16 protein-coding genes are annotated in these 16,368 nt (G+C 59.5%); 6 read left to right on the top strand and 10 right to left on the bottom strand.

All coding sequences use genetic code 11. The features are described 5' to 3' along the window. Window positions 1-96: 96 nt before the first annotated feature. The 6 genes from trpC to rpe all read right to left on the bottom strand — a co-directional run bounded on the left by trpC (window position 97) and on the right by rpe (window position 5,606). A complete protein-coding gene (trpC, locus tag B2590_RS16255; protein ID WP_286810009.1) occupies window positions 97-918 on the bottom strand; it encodes an indole-3-glycerol phosphate synthase TrpC in 822 nt (273 codons plus the stop codon). Between the two features lie 13 nt (window positions 919-931). After that, window positions 932-1,960, bottom strand: a complete 1,029-nt coding sequence (trpD, locus tag B2590_RS16250) for an anthranilate phosphoribosyltransferase (RefSeq protein WP_127401899.1) — start codon at window positions 1,958-1,960, stop codon at window positions 932-934. Window positions 1,961-1,971: 11 nt separating this feature from the next. Further along, window positions 1,972-2,553, bottom strand: a complete 582-nt coding sequence (locus B2590_RS16245) for an aminodeoxychorismate/anthranilate synthase component II (RefSeq protein ID WP_036210957.1) — start codon at window positions 2,551-2,553, stop codon at window positions 1,972-1,974. Between the two features lie 16 nt (window positions 2,554-2,569). Beyond that, window positions 2,570-4,057, bottom strand: a complete 1,488-nt coding sequence (gene trpE, locus B2590_RS16240) for an anthranilate synthase component I (RefSeq protein WP_127401898.1) — start codon at window positions 4,055-4,057, stop codon at window positions 2,570-2,572. 176 nt (window positions 4,058-4,233) lie between these two features. Next, window positions 4,234-4,923, bottom strand: a complete 690-nt coding sequence (locus B2590_RS16235) for a phosphoglycolate phosphatase (RefSeq protein WP_127401897.1) — start codon at window positions 4,921-4,923, stop codon at window positions 4,234-4,236. After that, window positions 4,920-5,606, bottom strand: a complete 687-nt coding sequence (gene rpe, locus B2590_RS16230; RefSeq protein ID WP_127401896.1) for a ribulose-phosphate 3-epimerase — start codon at window positions 5,604-5,606, stop codon at window positions 4,920-4,922. Before rpe ends, B2590_RS16235 begins: the two co-directional genes overlap by 4 nt. 148 nt (window positions 5,607-5,754) lie before the next feature. On the opposite strand from rpe, the gene B2590_RS16225 reads away from it, so the two are divergent. Beyond that, a complete protein-coding gene (locus B2590_RS16225) occupies window positions 5,755-6,780 on the top strand; it encodes a DUF3530 family protein (protein ID WP_127401895.1) in 1,026 nt (341 codons plus the stop codon). 7 nt (window positions 6,781-6,787) lie between these two features. Here B2590_RS16225 and B2590_RS16220 read toward each other — a convergent pair whose 3' ends face one another. From B2590_RS16220 to B2590_RS16205, 4 genes are all read right to left on the bottom strand, one after another. Further along, window positions 6,788-7,075 carry a type VI secretion system PAAR protein gene (locus tag B2590_RS16220; protein WP_127401894.1) on the bottom strand — a complete coding sequence of 96 codons (288 nt, stop codon included), beginning with the start codon at window positions 7,073-7,075 and terminating at the stop codon, window positions 6,788-6,790. 114 nt (window positions 7,076-7,189) lie between these two features. Then, window positions 7,190-7,945 (bottom strand): DnaJ domain-containing protein, encoded by a 756-nt coding sequence (locus B2590_RS16215; protein WP_127401893.1) that lies wholly within the window; start codon window positions 7,943-7,945, stop codon window positions 7,190-7,192. A 3-nt stretch (window positions 7,946-7,948) separates the two neighbouring features. Next, window positions 7,949-8,629 carry an N-acetylmuramate alpha-1-phosphate uridylyltransferase MurU gene (murU, locus tag B2590_RS16210; protein ID WP_127401892.1) on the bottom strand — a complete coding sequence of 227 codons (681 nt, stop codon included), beginning with the start codon at window positions 8,627-8,629 and terminating at the stop codon, window positions 7,949-7,951. After that, complete coding sequence (locus tag B2590_RS16205; RefSeq protein WP_127401891.1) at window positions 8,626-9,663, bottom strand: aminoglycoside phosphotransferase family protein; 1,038 nt, start codon at window positions 9,661-9,663, stop codon at window positions 8,626-8,628. Before B2590_RS16205 ends, murU begins: the two co-directional genes overlap by 4 nt. Before the next feature lie 329 nt (window positions 9,664-9,992). Between B2590_RS16205 and B2590_RS16200 the strand changes: the two genes are divergently transcribed. From B2590_RS16200 to B2590_RS16180, 5 genes are all read left to right on the top strand, one after another. Continuing rightward, window positions 9,993-12,308: an LPS-assembly protein LptD gene (locus tag B2590_RS16200; protein WP_286810013.1), complete on the top strand. Its 2,316-nt coding sequence runs from the start codon at window positions 9,993-9,995 to the stop codon at window positions 12,306-12,308. 64 nt (window positions 12,309-12,372) lie between these two features. Beyond that, window positions 12,373-13,695: a peptidylprolyl isomerase gene (locus B2590_RS16195; RefSeq protein ID WP_278368392.1), complete on the top strand. Its 1,323-nt coding sequence runs from the start codon at window positions 12,373-12,375 to the stop codon at window positions 13,693-13,695. Next, a complete protein-coding gene (gene pdxA / locus B2590_RS16190; RefSeq protein ID WP_278368391.1) occupies window positions 13,692-14,693 on the top strand; it encodes a 4-hydroxythreonine-4-phosphate dehydrogenase PdxA in 1,002 nt (333 codons plus the stop codon). The genes B2590_RS16195 and pdxA overlap by 4 nt, the downstream gene beginning before the upstream one ends. Further along, window positions 14,690-15,520: a 16S rRNA (adenine(1518)-N(6)/adenine(1519)-N(6))-dimethyltransferase RsmA gene (gene rsmA, locus B2590_RS16185; protein WP_036210985.1), complete on the top strand. Its 831-nt coding sequence runs from the start codon at window positions 14,690-14,692 to the stop codon at window positions 15,518-15,520. The genes pdxA and rsmA overlap by 4 nt, the downstream gene beginning before the upstream one ends. Beyond that, on the top strand, window positions 15,513-16,313 hold the full coding sequence (locus tag B2590_RS16180; RefSeq protein WP_036210987.1) for a symmetrical bis(5'-nucleosyl)-tetraphosphatase: 801 nt from the start codon (window positions 15,513-15,515) through the stop codon (window positions 16,311-16,313). The genes rsmA and B2590_RS16180 overlap by 8 nt, the downstream gene beginning before the upstream one ends. Window positions 16,314-16,368: the final 55 nt, after the last annotated feature.

The raw sequence follows: 16,368 nt of genomic DNA, 5'->3' as shown, positions 1-16,368 counted from the left end.
GGGCTCCGCCATCCCTGGCTCCGCACAATTTCTGAATCATAAATCCGACAAAGTGCTCAGACTTCTGAGGTAGTCTTCCAAAGCTTCATCGAAAATTCAGCAGTCAGGGAAGAAGAATTCGGCCAGTCTTTTTCCTGGCTCTTCAGCCCTCATAAACGACTCTCCCACCAGGAAGCCGTAGATGCCGCGATCGGTCATGGCTGTCACATCGGCCCGGGTCATGATGCCACTTTCGGTGATCGTCAGGCGGTCGGCCGAAATCCGTTCATGAAGGTCGAAGGTGGTATCCAGTGAGACCTCAAAGGTGTGCAGGTTGCGGTTGTTGATGCCCACCAGCGGTGTTTTCAGGGTGAGGGCATCGTCCATTTCCTCGCCGTCGTGAACCTCGACCAGCACGTCCAGGCCAATTTCATGGGCAATGCCTTCCAGCTCCTGCATCTGGTCCCTGGTCAGGCAGGCGGCGATCAGCAGGATGCAGTCGGCGCCAATAGCCCGGCTCTCGTAGACCTGATACGGCGCCACCATGAAGTCCTTGCGGATGACCGGCAGGCTGCAGGCGGCGCGGGCGGCTTGGAGGTAGTCTTCATGACCCTGGAAGAAATCCTTGTCAGTGAGTACTGACAGGCAGGCGGCACCGCCTTTTTCATAGCTTTCGGCGATGGCCTCGGGAACAAACGGATCGCGGAGAATGCCTTTGCTGGGGGAGGCTTTTTTGATCTCGGCAATGACCGCAGGCGTTTGCTGTTCGATGCGTCGGCGAAGGGCGCTCGCAAAGCCCCGCGCTGGCGGTTGATTGCCAGCCATGGCCTTCCGATCGCCAATAGAAACCCTGCGCGTACGCTCATCAATTTCCTCCCACTTCCGATCAACGATCTTTCGCAGGATGGTAGGCGTCTTGTCCAGATGTCTGTCAGTCATTGTCAGGCTCGTATTAGAAACACTGCGAAAAGTCAGCAAGCTCGGACATCTTGCCGGCTGCCAAGCCTGAGCCCATGGCGTCCAGCGCCATCTCCACGCCTTCCGCCGTCGTCTTCGCCAGGCCTGCCACATAAATTGCTGCGCCGGCGTTCAGGGCGATAAGATCCCGCGCTTTCTCAGCCATTTCATCATGACCACGACCGAACGCGGCACGGATCAGTTTCAGGGAGTCCTCGGCGGTATTCACCGTGAGACCAACCAGCGCCTGGCTCTTGATGCCCAGGTCTTCCGGGGTGATGTCGTACTCAGTGACTTCGCCGTTTTTCAGCTCCGCCACATGGGTGGCGCTGGCCAGGCTGATTTCGTCCAGGCCATCCTTCGAGTGCACCACCATAATGTGTTCGGCACCCAGGCGGTGCAGAACCTCCGCCATGGGGCGACACAGCTCTTTCGTGAACACACCGATCAACTGGCGCTTGACGCTGGCCGGGTTGGTCATGGGGCCAAGGATATTGAATAGGGTACGGCAACCCAGTTCCTTGCGAGGGCCAATGGCGTGTTTCATGGCGCCATGATGGGCCGGGGCGAACATGAAGCCAACGCCGATCTCCTCCACGCAGCGTGCAACCTCCTCAGGCGCCATCTGCAGGTTGATACCCAGCTTTTCCAGCAGGTCCGCGCTGCCGCTCTTGGAGGACACGGCACGGTTGCCATGCTTGGCCACAAAGCCACCGGCTGCGGCGACCACAAAAGACGCCGCGGTGGATACGTTGAACAAGTTGGCACCGTCACCGCCGGTGCCCACGATATCCACCAGTGGGTCGGCGTTGACCGTCACGCGGGTGGCCAGTTCCCGCATGACTTCGGTGGCGCCGGTGATTTCGTCGATGGTTTCGCTCTTGATGCGCAGCCCCATGAGAAAGGCCCCAATCTGCGCATCGGTGGCTTCACCCTTCATGACGATGCGCATAACGTCCTTCATCTCCTCCGTGGACAGGTCCAGGTTGGAGGCGATGCGGTTCAGTGCTTCTTTCATGTCCATGTGGTGGCCTCTTATCGTGTCTTCAGAAAGTTGCGCAGCAGCTCATGGCCCTGTTCCGTCATAATAGACTCTGGATGGAACTGTACACCTTCGATGGGCAGTGTTTTGTGCCGAACGCCCATGATTTCTTCCACCGAGCCATCGTCATTGCGAGTCCATGCAGTGACTTCAAGGCAATCCGGAAGGGTGTCTTTGTCGATCACCAGGCTGTGATAGCGGGTCGCCTTCAGCGGGTTGCTCAAGCCACGGAAAATGCCCTGGTCCTTATGGTAGACCGCAGATACCTTGCCGTGCATCACCTGCCCGGCGCGAATAACCTTCCCGCCGTATACCTGCCCGATGGCCTGGTGGCCGAGGCAAACGCCCAGAATCGGCAACTTGCCGGCAAAGTGGCGAATGGTGGCCATGGAAATGCCGGCCTCGTTGGGCGTGCAGGGGCCGGGAGAGACAACGAGGCGCTCCGGTTTCAGGGCTTCGATGCCCTCCACGGTGATCTCGTCGTTGCGGTAGACATGAACATCTTCGCCCAACTCGGCCAGGTACTGCACCACGTTGTAGGTGAAGGAGTCGTAGTTATCGATCATCAGCAACATAATCTTATCCTCCGCCTCAGTGGTCGAAATCGTTGTAGGTCATGGCGACGGCGCGGAAAATCGCGCGGCCCTTGTTCATGGTTTCCTTCCACTCAAGGCGGGGCACCGAGTCGGCCACCACGCCGGCCCCTGCCTGAATATGCAGGGTGTTGTCTTTGATTACCGCCGTGCGGATGGCAATGGCGGTATCCATGTTGCCGTTGAACGACAGGTAACCCACGGCGCCGCCATAGACACCGCGCTTCACCGGCTCCAGTTCGTCGATGATTTCCATGGCGCGAATTTTGGGGGCACCGCTCAGGGTGCCGGCGGGTAAGGTGGCGCGCAACACGTCCAGGCAACTGGTGTTGTCTTTCAGACGACCGGTGACGTTGGAGACGATGTGCATCACATGGGAGTAACGCTCCACAATCATCTTGTCCGTCAGCTTCACCGTGCCGGTTTCAGACACCCGGCCAGCGTCGTTGCGGCCCAGATCGATCAGCATCAGATGCTCGGCGATTTCCTTGGGGTCGGCCAGCAGTTCCGATTCCATGGCCCGGTCCTCGGCATCGGTGGCGCCACGCTTTCGGGTGCCGGCGATGGGGCGCACAGTGACTTCGTCATCTTCCACCCGTGCCAGGATTTCCGGCGAGGAGCCGACAATCTGGAAGTCTCCCAGATCCAGGAAATACATGTAGGGGGACGGGTTCAGCACCCTCAGAGAGCGATACAGGTTCAGCGGTGGCGCCTCGAATGGAATCGACATGCGTTGCGAGATCACCGTCTGCATCACGTCGCCGTCCAGCACGTATTCCTTGATGTGGCCGACGGCCGCTTCGAATTTTTCCTGGTTGAACCCGGAAATAAAGTCGCTCTCATCCACGGTTTTACCGCGCAGATGTTCCGGCGTGCGGGGCGCGTTGGCCGTCTGCCGGTGCAGGCGGGACTCCAGGTCGTCAATTCGCTGGAGTGCCTGTTCGTAGGCGCCCTCCTGATTTGGGTCGGCATGGACAATCAGGTGCAGTTTGCCGCGCAGGTTGTCGAACACCACCACATCGTCGGACACCATCAGCAGGATGTCGGGCGTGCCGATCTTGTCCGGCGGGCAGGTGTTGCGCAGGCGCTTTTCGATGTAACGCACGGTGTCATAACCGAAATAGCCAACCAGGCCGCCATTGAAGCGGGGCAACTCCTCCAGGTCCGGCGCGTTGAAGCGGGCCTGGTAGTCTTCCACAAAGGCCAGTGGGTCGTCGACCGTGGTTTCTTCGATCACCTTGTCCTCGCGGGTAATGGTGACGGTGTGATCATAGACCTTTAGAACTTCCCGGCTTGGCAGGCCGATGATGGAATAGCGGCCCCACTTTTCACCGCCCTGGACGGATTCAAACAGGTAGGAATAGGGGCCGCTGGCCAGCTTGAAATAGGTGCTCAGGGGCGTGTCCAGATCGGCAAGGACTTCGCGGTATACGGGGATACGATTAAAGCCGGCCTTGGCGAGCTCGGCGAATTGCTCGGGTGTCATGATAACGGTTCCTGAATCTGATCTGTATGGAGGACTTTCGGGCGGCATTCAGCCGGTGCGCCATCGCCACCATCGTGTCGCGCGGGTTGTCAGTACGCCACGCGCTGTCATCAGACTCAGTCCCTGCACGGCAGGAATCTCCCGAATTGAAGGTTTCAAATCAATATCCTGTGAGATTACAAAAGCTGGGCCAGGGAATCAACAACGGCATCCGCGCCGAGCGAATCCACGGGCGCCCCGTAATTGTAGCCGTATCGTACCGCCACCGAAGGAATGCCTGCTGCCAGGGCCGCGCTGATGTCGGTGACCGAATCGCCCACCATCACCGTGGTGCCCCGGGTGCCGCCCAATTCGGTCATGGCATGGATCAACGGTTGCGGGTCTGGTTTGCGCACCGGCAGGGTGTCTCCACCGATGCTGATATCGAACCAGTGTTCTATGCCCATCTGCTCGAGCAACGGTGCCACAAACTGTTCCGGCTTGTTGGTGACGATGCCCATGCGGCAGCCGTGGGCGGCAAGACGGGTCAGGCAGTCCTCCACGCCGCCGTAGAGTACGGCATGCCGGCCATTAAGGTTTTCGTAGGCATGGTAGAACATGGTCAGTGCATCGTTGAACAGGGCGTCGTCCTTTGGGCTGACTGGTTCCCAGTCCGCCTGGCCTGCCAGGGCGCGGCGTACCAGCACGCCGGCACCGTTGCCGACCCACTGGCGCACGTTGTCGATGCCGGCCTTGCGGCGACCTAACTGTTCCAGCATGGCATCAATGGCCGCCGCCAGATCGGGGGCACTGTCTACCAGTGTGCCGTCCAGGTCAAACAGGGCAACCCCCGGCCAGCGCTGGTTGAATAGCCCCGCCAGGCTCATTGGTTCAGGCCTTTTTGGGCCAGTTCCAGTTCCGCCCGCATTCCGTCGATGGTGGTCTTGTAGTCGTCGGTGTTGAAGATGGCGGAGCCGGCCACGAAGGTGTCGGCGCCAGCCTCGGCGATCTCGCGGATGTTGTCGGTTTTCACGCCACCGTCGATTTCCAGGCGAATATTGCGGCCGCTGGCATCAATGCGCTTGCGGGCTTCACGCAGTTTGTCGAGAGTGCCTGGAATGAACTTCTGGCCGCCGAAACCGGGGTTTACGGACATCAGCAGGATCATGTCCAGCTTATCCATCACGTGATCAATGTAGTGCAGTGGTGTGGCCGGGTTGAACACCAGGCCCGCCTTGCACCCACCTTCACGAATCAACTGCAGGGAACGGTCGATGTGTTTGGAGGCTTCCGGGTGGAAGGTGATGTAGCTGGCGCCGGCATCAATGAACATCCGGATCAAGTCGTCTACCGGCGATACCATCAGGTGCACGTCAATTGGAGCGGTAACCCCGTGTTTGCGCAATGCTTCGCAGACCATGGGGCCGATGGTGAGGTTGGGTACGTAGTGATTGTCCATGACGTCGAAGTGGACAATGTCGGCGCCGGCGGCCAGTACGTTATCGACTTCCTCGCCCAGTCGGGCAAAATCGGCTGAGAGGATGGACGGGGCAATCTGGAAAGGGTTCATGACGGCTCTCTTGAACGTATTGATAGTGATATCGATGATGGCGCGTACAGCGGTTCTCTCTGCAAAAGGCTGCAAAAAGCTGCTGGGCCGCAAAGCTGCTAGTCTACCAGTTTGATGGTGATTTTTCGCACGGAATGAGTGACAGCCTGTGAGCAGATGGATTGAAAAAACGGTTACGCAGGGTCTGGTCATCCTGGCCTGCCTTATTGCTTTTTGGGCCCCGCCAGCGTTGGCGCAGGCGCAGAAAGACGCGCAGGACCAGAGTGCCAACCCGACCGGCCAGGAAGCTGAAAAACCCGCCGGGGCGGCTGTTGAAAGGCCGTTGATATCGACGGGGCTCGATTCGGATGCAATCGCCAGAATCTGGCCGGACTCGTCAATATGGCTGGAACCGCCGGAAGAAGAGCCTGTGCTGGCCCTGTTTGAGCCAGAATCCGAGACCCCCGCGAAGGGCGCACTGGTGATTCTTGCCGATGAGGGGCAATCACCCGCCTCCGGGTTGGCTGCCGCCCTGCGGCAACCGATGGCACGTGCCGGCTGGGCCGTCATGGTGGTCGGGCTTGAGACACCGCCGTATGAGCTACAGGAAGCGCGTCGACAACGGGACTTCGGGTCACCCGAAGACGCTGGCATGCCGGAAACGGACGCCGCCGATGAAACGAGCGAAAAATCTGTGGACGACGAGTCGGTGATGATTGATGTGATGGCCAGTGAGGATGTCGAGGCATTGGCAAGCCAGTACCGCGCCCGCATCCAGAAGGCCCTGGCTGCGGCGGTTGGCAACCTGGTTGGTCGTGGTTACAGCCGGGTGGCCATGGCTGGCGTCGGCCGGGCGGCTGGTCATGTCACCCACGCGGCCACGGCCAGCGGGGGGCAGGATGTGTCGGCGCTGGTCTGGATTGCGCCGGTGTTTGATCAGAGCGATTCGAAAGCCCTGGCGGAGTCACTTGGTGAGTCTGGCGCGCTGAAAGTGCTGGAGCTTTACAGTGCCCGCAGCTCGTTGGACGCCGGGGGCGCGACTCAAAGGTCGCCAAAGCAACGGGAGGCTGCATTCCGGCGGGCAGGGATTGCAGGCTACTCCCGACAACCTGTCGCAATGGCTGAACAGCCACAGCCCAGGGAGGCGCAAGCGCTTACCAATCGCGTCTCAGCCTGGCTTGCCTCCGAACGCTAGGAAATGATCAGCCACCCACGGCGGTGGATGAGCCGATGACAACTCCACCACAGCTCACAGCATCGCCGGTCAGAGCGGCCGGCTTGCCCTCAATCAGCACGGTTGGGCTTCCAACTGCGATGGTGCGGGGGTGTGGTGGATGCTTGGGCTTGGAGTGCATGGCGAGCTGGTCGCCGAGTCGAGCAACGGGCTTGCCGTCGATCAGCACGGTAGCGCTGCCGGTAATGACGGGGGTTGGAGGGAAGCCTTGGTGATCGGTTCCGATGTCGCCGAGCAGGATGAGTTTCTTACCCATGGGAATGTTCCTTTTCAGTGGGTCTTGCACGCCGCTGGTCCGTGGGCATGCCTTCAATAAGTGATACTGATGCCGAAGTCTAGCAAGCTTGGCGTCGAACTCAAAATGTCGGATTCAAACCGAAAGGCGCTGGCTGATCAGTTCCCAGGCCTGCTGGTAGCGAAGAAGGCGGTCTTTCGCCCTGGTCAGTTCCGCCGGGCTCAGCTTCTGTTGTGCCAGCTTGTCCGGGTGGCATTCAGACACCTTCTTCCGGTAGGCCCGTTTGATAACCTCGCGGCTGTCACGGCGGGTAACGCCGAGGACCTGGCAGGCCTGCTCGAAGCTGGAGGGCCGTGGCTGGCCTTCCGGTTCGGTGATCCAGACCTTGCTGGCGTAACTTTCGAGAATGTCATCGCTGACTCTGATCGGCAGCCCCATCTGGTCAATGGCGTCTTCGCAGCGATAGCGGCGGGGCTTCTCGGGGCGTCCCTGCAGCTGCGCCGCGTGGCAAAGGCAGATGGCAACGCGTAGCGAGGGCGAAGGCCAGATTCTGTGGGTCAGTCGCAGGCGCAGGGCTTTCAGGGTAGGGATGCGCTCAGCGCTCTTGCCCTTGCGGAAATTGTCAATGGCTTTGCGCCGCTGGCGACCGGAGAGTTTCAGGGCCTTCATCAGGGTTTCGGCGAAACCGATGTCTTTCTCCGTAACCCGTCCTTCCGATTTGGCGATGTAGCCCAGGAAAAAGAACAGGCTCCGGCGGCACCAACGCGGCAGTCGGGTTCTGACCAGCAATTCGTTGGCCTGGTGGCCGCAGGCGGTCAGCTCTCCAAGCAGCTCACTGAACTCCGCTTCCATGCGTGCGGGCAGGTTATTGTCTCTGGTCTCAGAGGTCATGGCTCAGCCCCCGCCTTCCTTAAGCATCCGATCCAGCTCGCGTAGCCGTTCCGGTGTACCGATATCCATCCAGTGTCCGGTGTGACGGATGCCTGTGACGCGTCCCCGGGTCATAGCATCTCGCAGGATTGGAGCCAGCTTCCGGGCGCCCGGTTGCAACCCTGAAAACAGGTTTCGGTTTAGCAGGCTGATGCCGGTAAAGGTCAGCGTTTCGGGGCCGTTGTCAATCACCGTACCATCCGCTTGCAGGCAGAAGTCGCCCGCTGGGTTGTGGTCAGGGTTACCCGTCATGACCAGTAACGCGTCTGCATTTTCGGGTGGCGTCAGTTGCGCGAGATCAAAATCGCACCAGATGTCTCCGTTGATCACAACGAACCACTCGTCGCCGCTGCTGGTTAACAGGGGCAATGCGTGGAGAATTCCGCCGGCGGTCTCCAGGGGGTCGCTTTCCCGCGAGTATTCAATGGCCAGCCCGACATTACTACCGTTACCCAGTTCCGTTTCGATCTGTGTGCCCAGCCAGGCATGGTTGATCACAACTTCCCGGAAACCAGCGGCTTTCAACCGTTCCAGGTGGTGCACGATCAGCGGCTTACCGCCGGCAGACAGGAGCGGCTTCGGAGTGGTCAGGGTCAGCGGCCGCATGCGCTCGCCTTTGCCGGCCGCGAGAATCATCGCTTTCACTGGCCGAATGTCTCCACAGGGCCGATCCGTTGCTCAATGGGTGGCACCACGGTTTCCGTGAGCCATTCGTGGAAGTGGCGCAGGGCGGCCTGACGGCTGCTGGCCTCCACCAGATAGCCCACGGTACGGGGAACATCCTTCAGGAAGCCGGTTTTGCCGTCACGTATGGCCAGCCGGGCAAAGATGCCCGCAGCTTTCAGATGGCGCTGCATGCCCATGAGCTCCAGCCATTGGCGGAAGGTGTCCCTGTCAGCCTTGTGAAGGCCGGCCTCGGCGCTGAGTACGCGAAAATGGTCTGTCCACTGGTCGATGCGTTCTTCCGGCCAGCGGATATAGCAGTCTTTCAATAGCGATACCAGATCGTAAGTGACCGGGCCGCGCACCGCGTCCTGAAAGTCGATTACGCCGGGCCTCGTGTTGCCGGGGCGGACCAGTAGGTTGCGGGAATGGTAGTCACGGTGCACTGCCACGTTCGGTTGGGCCAGGGCGCTCTCACGCAGGAAGGCGAAGGTGGTGTCCAGCAGCGCGCGTTCGCCGTTGGAGAGAGTCAGCCCCAATTGTTGTGTCAGCAACCAGTCCGGAAACAAGGCCATTTCCCGATCCAGCAGGGCGATGTCATAAGCGGGAAGTGGGTAGTCGGGTGCGTCGTCGGCCTGCTGTATGCGGACCAGTTCATCCATTGCCGCGCCATAAAGCCGGTCAGTGTTGGTGTGGTTCACGGCGCTGAGCATCAGGGCGTCACCGAAGTCTTCCAGCAGCAGGAACCCCCGGGTCAGGTCTTCGTGGACGATGTCCGGCACAGCGATATCAAGGCTGCGCCAGTGATGGGCAATAGCTACGAAGGGGTGGCAGTCTTCATGCTCGGGCGGCGCATCCATCACGATATAGGGTTGTGGCCCGGTGCCATGAGGGTCGCCGCTGACGCGGAAGTAGCGGCGGAAGCTCGCGTCCCCGGATACTGGCTCGGGTGTCGCCTGGTCAAAACCGGGAAGGTCTCTGACCCACTGGGTGAGCATTGTCAGGCGGGTATCCATGAAATTGGCTGTTTTCCTGGCTCAGAAGTTATCGGTGACCTGGCCGCAACGAACCTGCGGGCCCATGGCCGAAAGTTAGCAGATCAGTATAGAGGCGGTAAAACGGTTTTGCAGCAATGGCTGGTTTCCGTTAACAAAGGCCGGTTTCCGTTAACAAGGCAAAGGGCGCCGTGTAAACTAGGCCGCTGTTAAGTATCTCCGACAGCCGCGAATCCATTCTGGACAGGAACCTGCTCACCGTGCCAGCCCCAACAAGGAAGCTGCGAATGCCAACGCCCCGCATGCGGCACCGTCTCGGGTTGCTGTTTGCGTCCGTTACGGGGTGCACAATGTTGGCACCAGTTTCGGTGGTTTATGCTCAGGAAGCCGCCCCTTCGGCTGCCGAGATTGAGTGGCGGCCCAAGTCTGATTTGCCGGAGGATGTCCGTCGATCCCTGCCGGACTTCTGCGGGGGTGGCTATTTGCCTTCCGCGGTCCCGGGGGTGGGAAAGGGAAACGCAGGTGAGCCGGCAGCGAAAAATGGTCAGGCGCCCCTACAGGCCAGTGGGCTCAATGCGCGGTATGAACTCGACAACGAACTGTTTCTGCGGGGAGATGTTCGTCTGGAGCAGCCGGGGTTCCGGGTGACTGGCTCCGAGGCCCGCTACAACCAGGCAACCGGTGCGGTGGCCATTGAAGGGCCGTTGACCAGCCGCGGTGATGGCTTCCTGCTGACCGGCGAGCGTGCGGACTACGACGTCAACAGCGGCCGGGTTGACATCAATACGGCGACCTTTCTCCTGCACGGCCCGGAAATGCGGGGTTCGGCCACTCAGCTCTCCCGCACGGCGGAAGACCAGGTGCGGATTCGTGGCGGCTCACTGACCACCTGCGCCCCAGACAACAACGACTGGTCCATCGTGGCGTCGGACATCCACCTGGACCAGGGCGAAGGTGTGGGCACGGCAAAGCATGTGCGCCTTGAGATCAGTGATATCCCGGTGTTCTACTGGCCCTATGCCAGCTTCCCTATTGACGACCGCCGCAAGACAGGCTTTCTCTATCCGTCTTTCGGTACCTCCAATGCGGGTAGCGGCGCTTTCCTGTCGGTTCCCTACTACCTCAACCTGGCGCCGCACTACGACGCGACGCTGACGCCCCAGTACATACATGGGCGTGGATTGTTTACCGAGGCGGAGGGGCGTTACCTCAGCAGTCTGGGCGAATCGGTGCTTCAGCTAGGCTACGCGGGCAACGACACCGAGTACGAGGAGGAATTTCCCTCGCAAGGCGGCGAACGCTGGGGTCTTGATTTCAGTACCCAGGCGAGATTCGGATACGGCTGGACCGGCTACGGAGATTATTCCGTGGTTAGCGACGACGACTACCTCAGTGACCTCAATCGCAACCTCGAGATCAATAGCGCGACACACCTACGGCGCCGTGGTGGCGTGCGCTACCGGGATTCCTCCCAGTATTTCGAGACCTATCTTAATGGCTACCAGACGATCACTGATACTATCGCCGACGAGGACATTCCCTACTCACAGTTGCCGGAAGTATTGTACGGTGCCAGCGTTGATGCGGGGCCAGCGGAACTGAACCTGGAAAGCCAATACACTTATTTTTACCGCGATAATGACGACCTGACAGGGCTCGACCAGGCGAACGGCCATCGCTTACGGGCCATACCCGAAGTGGCGTTGCCTATGCGGGCTCTTTGGGGCTATGTCAGACCTTCAGTCAGCGTGGACTACACGCGTTACGAACTGGAGGATTACACGGCACGAGATCCCGGTTTCGACCGCACCGTTCCAGTAGCGGAATGGGATTCCGGCCTGTACTTCGACCGCCAGTCCACTCTGTTTGATATTCCCTACAATCAAAGCCTTGAACCGCGACTCTACTATGCTTGGGCAGACGCAGAGTCTGACCAGTCCTACATTCCGGACTTTGACACCGCCATCCGCTCGTTCAGTTTTGACCAGCTGTTCGAACGTAACCGCTTTAGCGGTGGTGATCGGGTAGGCGACAGTAATCAGCTAACAGTGGCACTGACCAGCCGCTTCAATGACCTGGTGACAGGTGCTGAGCGAGCGCGTTTCAGCATTGGTCAGGTGCACTATTATGACGACCGGGAGGTGGAGCTGCTGGACGGGAAGGGTGCCTCGGATGCCAGTGATTCGCCTCTGGCCGGTGAAGTGGTTCTGCGGCCTGTGGACGGCCTGGAAATCCGCAGTTCAGGTCTGTGGGAACCAGACACAAACGAGACCCAGGAAGGTCGTAGCCAGCTGGTTTTTCACTCCGATGATTACCGATATCTGGCCAGCCTGGGCCACACCTACGTGGCTGATGAATTTGAACAGTCGGATATCGGGGGCGTTTTTCCTGTCACAGACCGTGTTAGTCTGATCGGCCGCTGGGTCTACGATTCCGAGCTTGATCGTACGGTCGGTTCACTGGCCGGGCTGGAATACAATAATTGTTGCTGGAGTGTGCAGCTGGTGCACCAGAACTACCTGACGGACGACGAACAGCTTGAGAGTCGTATGCTGTTCCAGATCCAGCTCAAAGGACTGGGCGGGAGCGGCGGATCGTCCAGCCAGATTTCCGAAGCCATCTACGGCTTTGACGAAAGGGAACGTCGCCGTTTCGGTGATCGCTGATGCCTGACAGTCAGGCTCGGGATGCCGGGGTGACAGGCAGTATTCTTCCATACTAGAGGTGACTATGAAGGCGAACCTTCGCCATTGCGCACAAATGATGCTGGCACTGATGGTTGTGATGGTATCCGCAACCGTGCAGGCGGACCGTAAACTGCTTGATCAAGTGGTGGCGGTCGTTAACGACGACGTTATTCTTCAGTCCGAGCTCGAGGCACGGATCAGCACCATTACCGGACGCCTGCGCGCTCAGGGAACCGGATTGCCCCCCAGGGATATTCTGGAAGAACGGGTGTTGGAGCAGCTGATCAGCGAGTCCATCCAGTTACAGATGGCAGACAGGGCCGGGATGCGCATCAGCGACAACGAGCTCAATGAAACCCTGGCATCCATTGCCCAGCGCAACAATATGACGCTGGCCCAGTTCGAGCAACAACTGGTCCAGGAGGGCGTCACCTATCGCGAGGCCCGTGAGCAGATTCGCAACGAGATGATTACCAGCCGGGTACAGCAGCGTCAGGTTGGCAATCGCGTGCGGGTTACGGATCGGGAAGTTGAGAACTACCTTGCGGCAATGGAGGGGCAGGGCCGTAGCAATGCAGAGTATGAGCTTGCCCATATCCTCATTGAAGTGAACGATTTTAATGACGAGGAAGAGGTCAGCGCTGCCCGCGAAAAGGTGGAGCAACTGCGTGAAGAAATTACTGAGGGGCGGGACTTCCGCTCTGTTGCCGTTGCCGAATCCGATGCCAGCAATGCCCTCGACGGTGGCAACATGGGATGGCGTGCCGAGAACCAACTGCCGTCACTGGTGGCCGATGTGGTCCCGGATCTTGAAACCGGAACCGTCTCCCCGGTACTCAGGAACAGCAGCGGTTTCCACCTGGTGATGGTGATGGATCGCCGCGGTGGTGATAAAGCTCAGTTCATTGAGCAGTCGAAAGTCCGTCACATCCTGGTACGCACCTCGGAAACCGTGTCGGAAGCCCAGGCGGAAGCAACCATTCGCGATCTCTATCAGCAAATCGATAATGGCGCCGATTTCGCCGTCATCGCCCGGGAGCACTCTGATGACCCGGTTTCCGGCTCTGACGGTGGTAACCTCGGATGGGTCAGCCCCGGACAGATGGTGCCGGAGTTCGAGCAGGCGATGATGGAAGCGGATGTGGGCGAGCTCAAGGGTCCGTTCCGCTCCCAGTTTGGCTGGCACATTCTGCAGGTGCAGGACCGTCGTCAGCAGGACATCAGCAGTGATGTACGGGAATCCGAGGCGCGGCAGGCCATCTACCGCCGCAAGTTTGATACCGAACTGCAGAACTGGCTGCGGGAGATCCGCGACGAGGCGTTTATTGAGTTCAAGAGCGGTTACGGAGCTGACAGCGAATCATGACACAGCCGGTCATCCTCGCACTGACAGCGGGCGAACCTGCGGGCATTGGCCCGGAGCTTTGTTTGCAACTGGCCCTGAAAAAACGCGGGCCCGGCATTGTGTTGGTGGCCAGCAAACCTCTGCTGGAGGCGAGGGCCCGACTGCTTGGGTTGAATGTAGAGCTGGAAGACTGGGCGCCGGGAGCACCAGCCACTGCTGAACCGGGCCGGCTCTCCGTGCTTTCCGTTGATGGATTGGCGTCCACTACGGCCGGCCAGCTGGATCCGGCGAATAGCGCCTATGTTCTGGAAACCCTGCGAGTAGCCGCCCAGGGCTGCCTTGATGGTACGTTCGATGGGATGGTGACGGCACCGGTTCACAAGGGCGTTATCAACAACGCCGGCATCGCCTTTAGTGGCCACACCGAGTTCCTGCAGGAGCTCTGTGGTGTTGAGCGTGTGGTGATGATGCTGGCCACGGACGAGTTAAGAGTGGCACTGGTGACCACCCATTTGCCCCTGAAGGACGTCTCTGCGGCGATTACGGCCGAGCGCCTGACCCAGGTCACCCGTATTCTGGACAATGACCTGCGCAAGTTCTTCGGCCTTCAGCATCCCAGAATCCTGGTTGCAGGGCTTAACCCCCACGCTGGTGAAGGCGGACATCTGGGGCGGGAAGAAATCGACGTCATCGAGCCGACCCTGGACAAGCTGCGCCGGGAAGGCATCGACCTGACGGGCCCATTGCCGGCGGACACCCTGTTCACTCCTCATTGGCTCGATAACGCCGACGCGGTACTGGCCATGTACCATGACCAGGGCTTGCCGGTTCTCAAATTCCAGGGCTTCGGCCGGGCGGTCAATATCACCCTGGGCCTGCCCATTGTGCGAACCTCCGTCGACCATGGCACCGCCCTTGATCTGGCCGGCACGGGCAGGGCAGATGCCGGCAGCCTGGAAACGGCAATCCGGGTGGGCGAACGAATGGCAACTTCAGCGAAAAGAGATCCTATCGAGTGAGTAGCAAACACGGCCATCAGGCCCGGAAACGCTTCGGTCAGAACTTTCTTCACGACCCCGGCGTGATTGAACGCATTATTCGCGCTATCCATCCCAAGCCGGACGATGCCCTTGTGGAAATCGGGCCTGGACTGGGCGCTCTCACCGAGGAAATGCTTGCCGTTAACTCGAACCTCCAGGTGGTGGAGCTGGATCGGGACCTGATTCCTGTGCTCAGGACCAAATTCTTCAATTACCCCAACTTCCGCATTCATGAAGCGGATGCGTTGAAGTTTGATTTCGGCGAACTGGTTGCCGACAAGCCCCTGAGGATCATCGGCAACCTGCCGTACAATATTTCCACGCCATTGATTTTCCACTTGCTGGGGCATTCCGGCGTGGTGCAGGACATGCATTTCATGCTGCAGAAGGAAGTGGTTCAACGGATGGCGGCGGTGCCCGGAGACAACAACTACGGCCGGTTGGGGATCATGACCCAGTATTTCTGCCGGGTGCAGCCGTTGTTTGAAGTCGGCCCAGGCGCTTTCCGGCCAGCGCCGAAAGTGGATTCCGCCATCGTTCGGCTGGTGCCCCATAAGACGCTGCCGCATCCAGCAAAGGATTATAAGCTGTTGCAGGCGGTGGTGCGCACCGCCTTCAGTGCCCGGCGAAAAACCCTCCGAAAGGCGCTGGCCGGCATGGTTTCCGTGGATCAACTCAACAGCGTTGGCATCAACGATGGCCTGCGCCCGGAAAACCTTGGCCTGGCAGAGTATGTTGCGATTGCCGATTTGTTGGCCGACAGTAAACCTGAAAATTTCGGTGCTGATGAGGTAAGTCATGACTGATTACGCCATCGGCGATATCCAGGGGTGCTATGAACGTCTCCTGGATGTGCTCGCCAAGGTGGATTTCTCACCGTCGCGGGATCGGCTCTGGGTGGCCGGCGACCTGATCAACCGCGGCCCGTCTTCGCTGGAAACCCTGCGCTACGTTGAAAGCCTGGGTAGCTCTGCAGTGGTGGTGCTGGGCAATCACGACCTGCACCTGCTGGCGGTGGCCATGGGTGGCCATGCTCTGAGGAACAAGGACACGCTCGCCGATATACTCGAAGCGCCGGATCACCAACGGCTTTTCGATTGGCTCCGGCAGCAGAATCTCTGTGTTCATGATGAAGACCGCAATCTGGTGATGGTCCATGCCGGGCTGCCACACATCTGGTCTGTGGAAGAAGCGGTCGGCTACAGCCGGGAAGTGGAAGCGGTGATTCGCGGGCCCGAGGCCGAAAGCTACTTTGCAGATATGTACGGGAACTGGCCTGAACGCTGGCACCCGGACCTCAGTGGTATGGATCGGTGGCGGGTCATTACCAACTATTTCACCCGTATGCGGTTTATTGCCGAGGATGGCACCCTGGAACTCGCCGCCAAAGAGTCGGCCGCGTCGGCGCCGGATGGCTATGCACCCTGGTTTCGCTTCCCTCGCCAGGATGATGTGCGTGTGGTGTTCGGACATTGGGCAGCACTGGAAGGCCAGACTGAAAGCACCCGTTATTTCGGGCTGGATACCGGTTGTGTCTGGGGTGGAAAGCTTACCCTGATGAATCTTGATACCGGGGAAAAGATCCACTGTGACTGCTAGACAGATAGAACCCCTTCGCCCGGCACTGGTGTTGGGCGCGCTGTTTGCCCTGTTA

It is taken from the genome of Marinobacter sp. UBA3604 (genome assembly GCF_002375325.1).
In the GTDB taxonomy this organism is placed as follows: domain Bacteria; phylum Pseudomonadota; class Gammaproteobacteria; order Pseudomonadales; family Oleiphilaceae; genus Marinobacter; species Marinobacter salarius.
Note: the sequence above shows the minus strand (reverse complement) of the source record. Positions and strands in the feature narration are given on the sequence as shown.

Excerpts from the sequence above, each read along its gene's own strand:
- trpC (WP_286810009.1), bottom strand. The coding sequence starts at position 918 with ATGACTGACAGACATCTGGACAAGACGCCTACCATCCTGCGAAAGATC.
- trpD (WP_127401899.1), bottom strand. The coding sequence starts at position 1,960 with ATGGACATGAAAGAAGCACTGAACCGCATCGCCTCCAACCTGGACCTG.
- B2590_RS16245 (WP_036210957.1), bottom strand. The coding sequence starts at position 2,553 with ATGTTGCTGATGATCGATAACTACGACTCCTTCACCTACAACGTGGTG.
- trpE (WP_127401898.1), bottom strand. The coding sequence starts at position 4,057 with ATGACACCCGAGCAATTCGCCGAGCTCGCCAAGGCCGGCTTTAATCGT.
- B2590_RS16235 (WP_127401897.1), bottom strand. The coding sequence starts at position 4,923 with ATGAGCCTGGCGGGGCTATTCAACCAGCGCTGGCCGGGGGTTGCCCTG.
- rpe (WP_127401896.1), bottom strand. The coding sequence starts at position 5,606 with ATGAACCCTTTCCAGATTGCCCCGTCCATCCTCTCAGCCGATTTTGCC.
- B2590_RS16220 (WP_127401894.1), bottom strand. The coding sequence starts at position 7,075 with ATGGGTAAGAAACTCATCCTGCTCGGCGACATCGGAACCGATCACCAA.
- B2590_RS16215 (WP_127401893.1), bottom strand. The coding sequence starts at position 7,945 with ATGACCTCTGAGACCAGAGACAATAACCTGCCCGCACGCATGGAAGCG.
- B2590_RS16205 (WP_127401891.1), bottom strand. The coding sequence starts at position 9,663 with ATGGATACCCGCCTGACAATGCTCACCCAGTGGGTCAGAGACCTTCCC.
- B2590_RS16200 (WP_286810013.1), top strand. The coding sequence starts at position 9,993 with ATGTTGGCACCAGTTTCGGTGGTTTATGCTCAGGAAGCCGCCCCTTCG.
- B2590_RS16195 (WP_278368392.1), top strand. The coding sequence starts at position 12,373 with ATGAAGGCGAACCTTCGCCATTGCGCACAAATGATGCTGGCACTGATG.
- pdxA (WP_278368391.1), top strand. The coding sequence starts at position 13,692 with ATGACACAGCCGGTCATCCTCGCACTGACAGCGGGCGAACCTGCGGGC.
- B2590_RS16180 (WP_036210987.1), top strand. The coding sequence starts at position 15,513 with ATGACTGATTACGCCATCGGCGATATCCAGGGGTGCTATGAACGTCTC.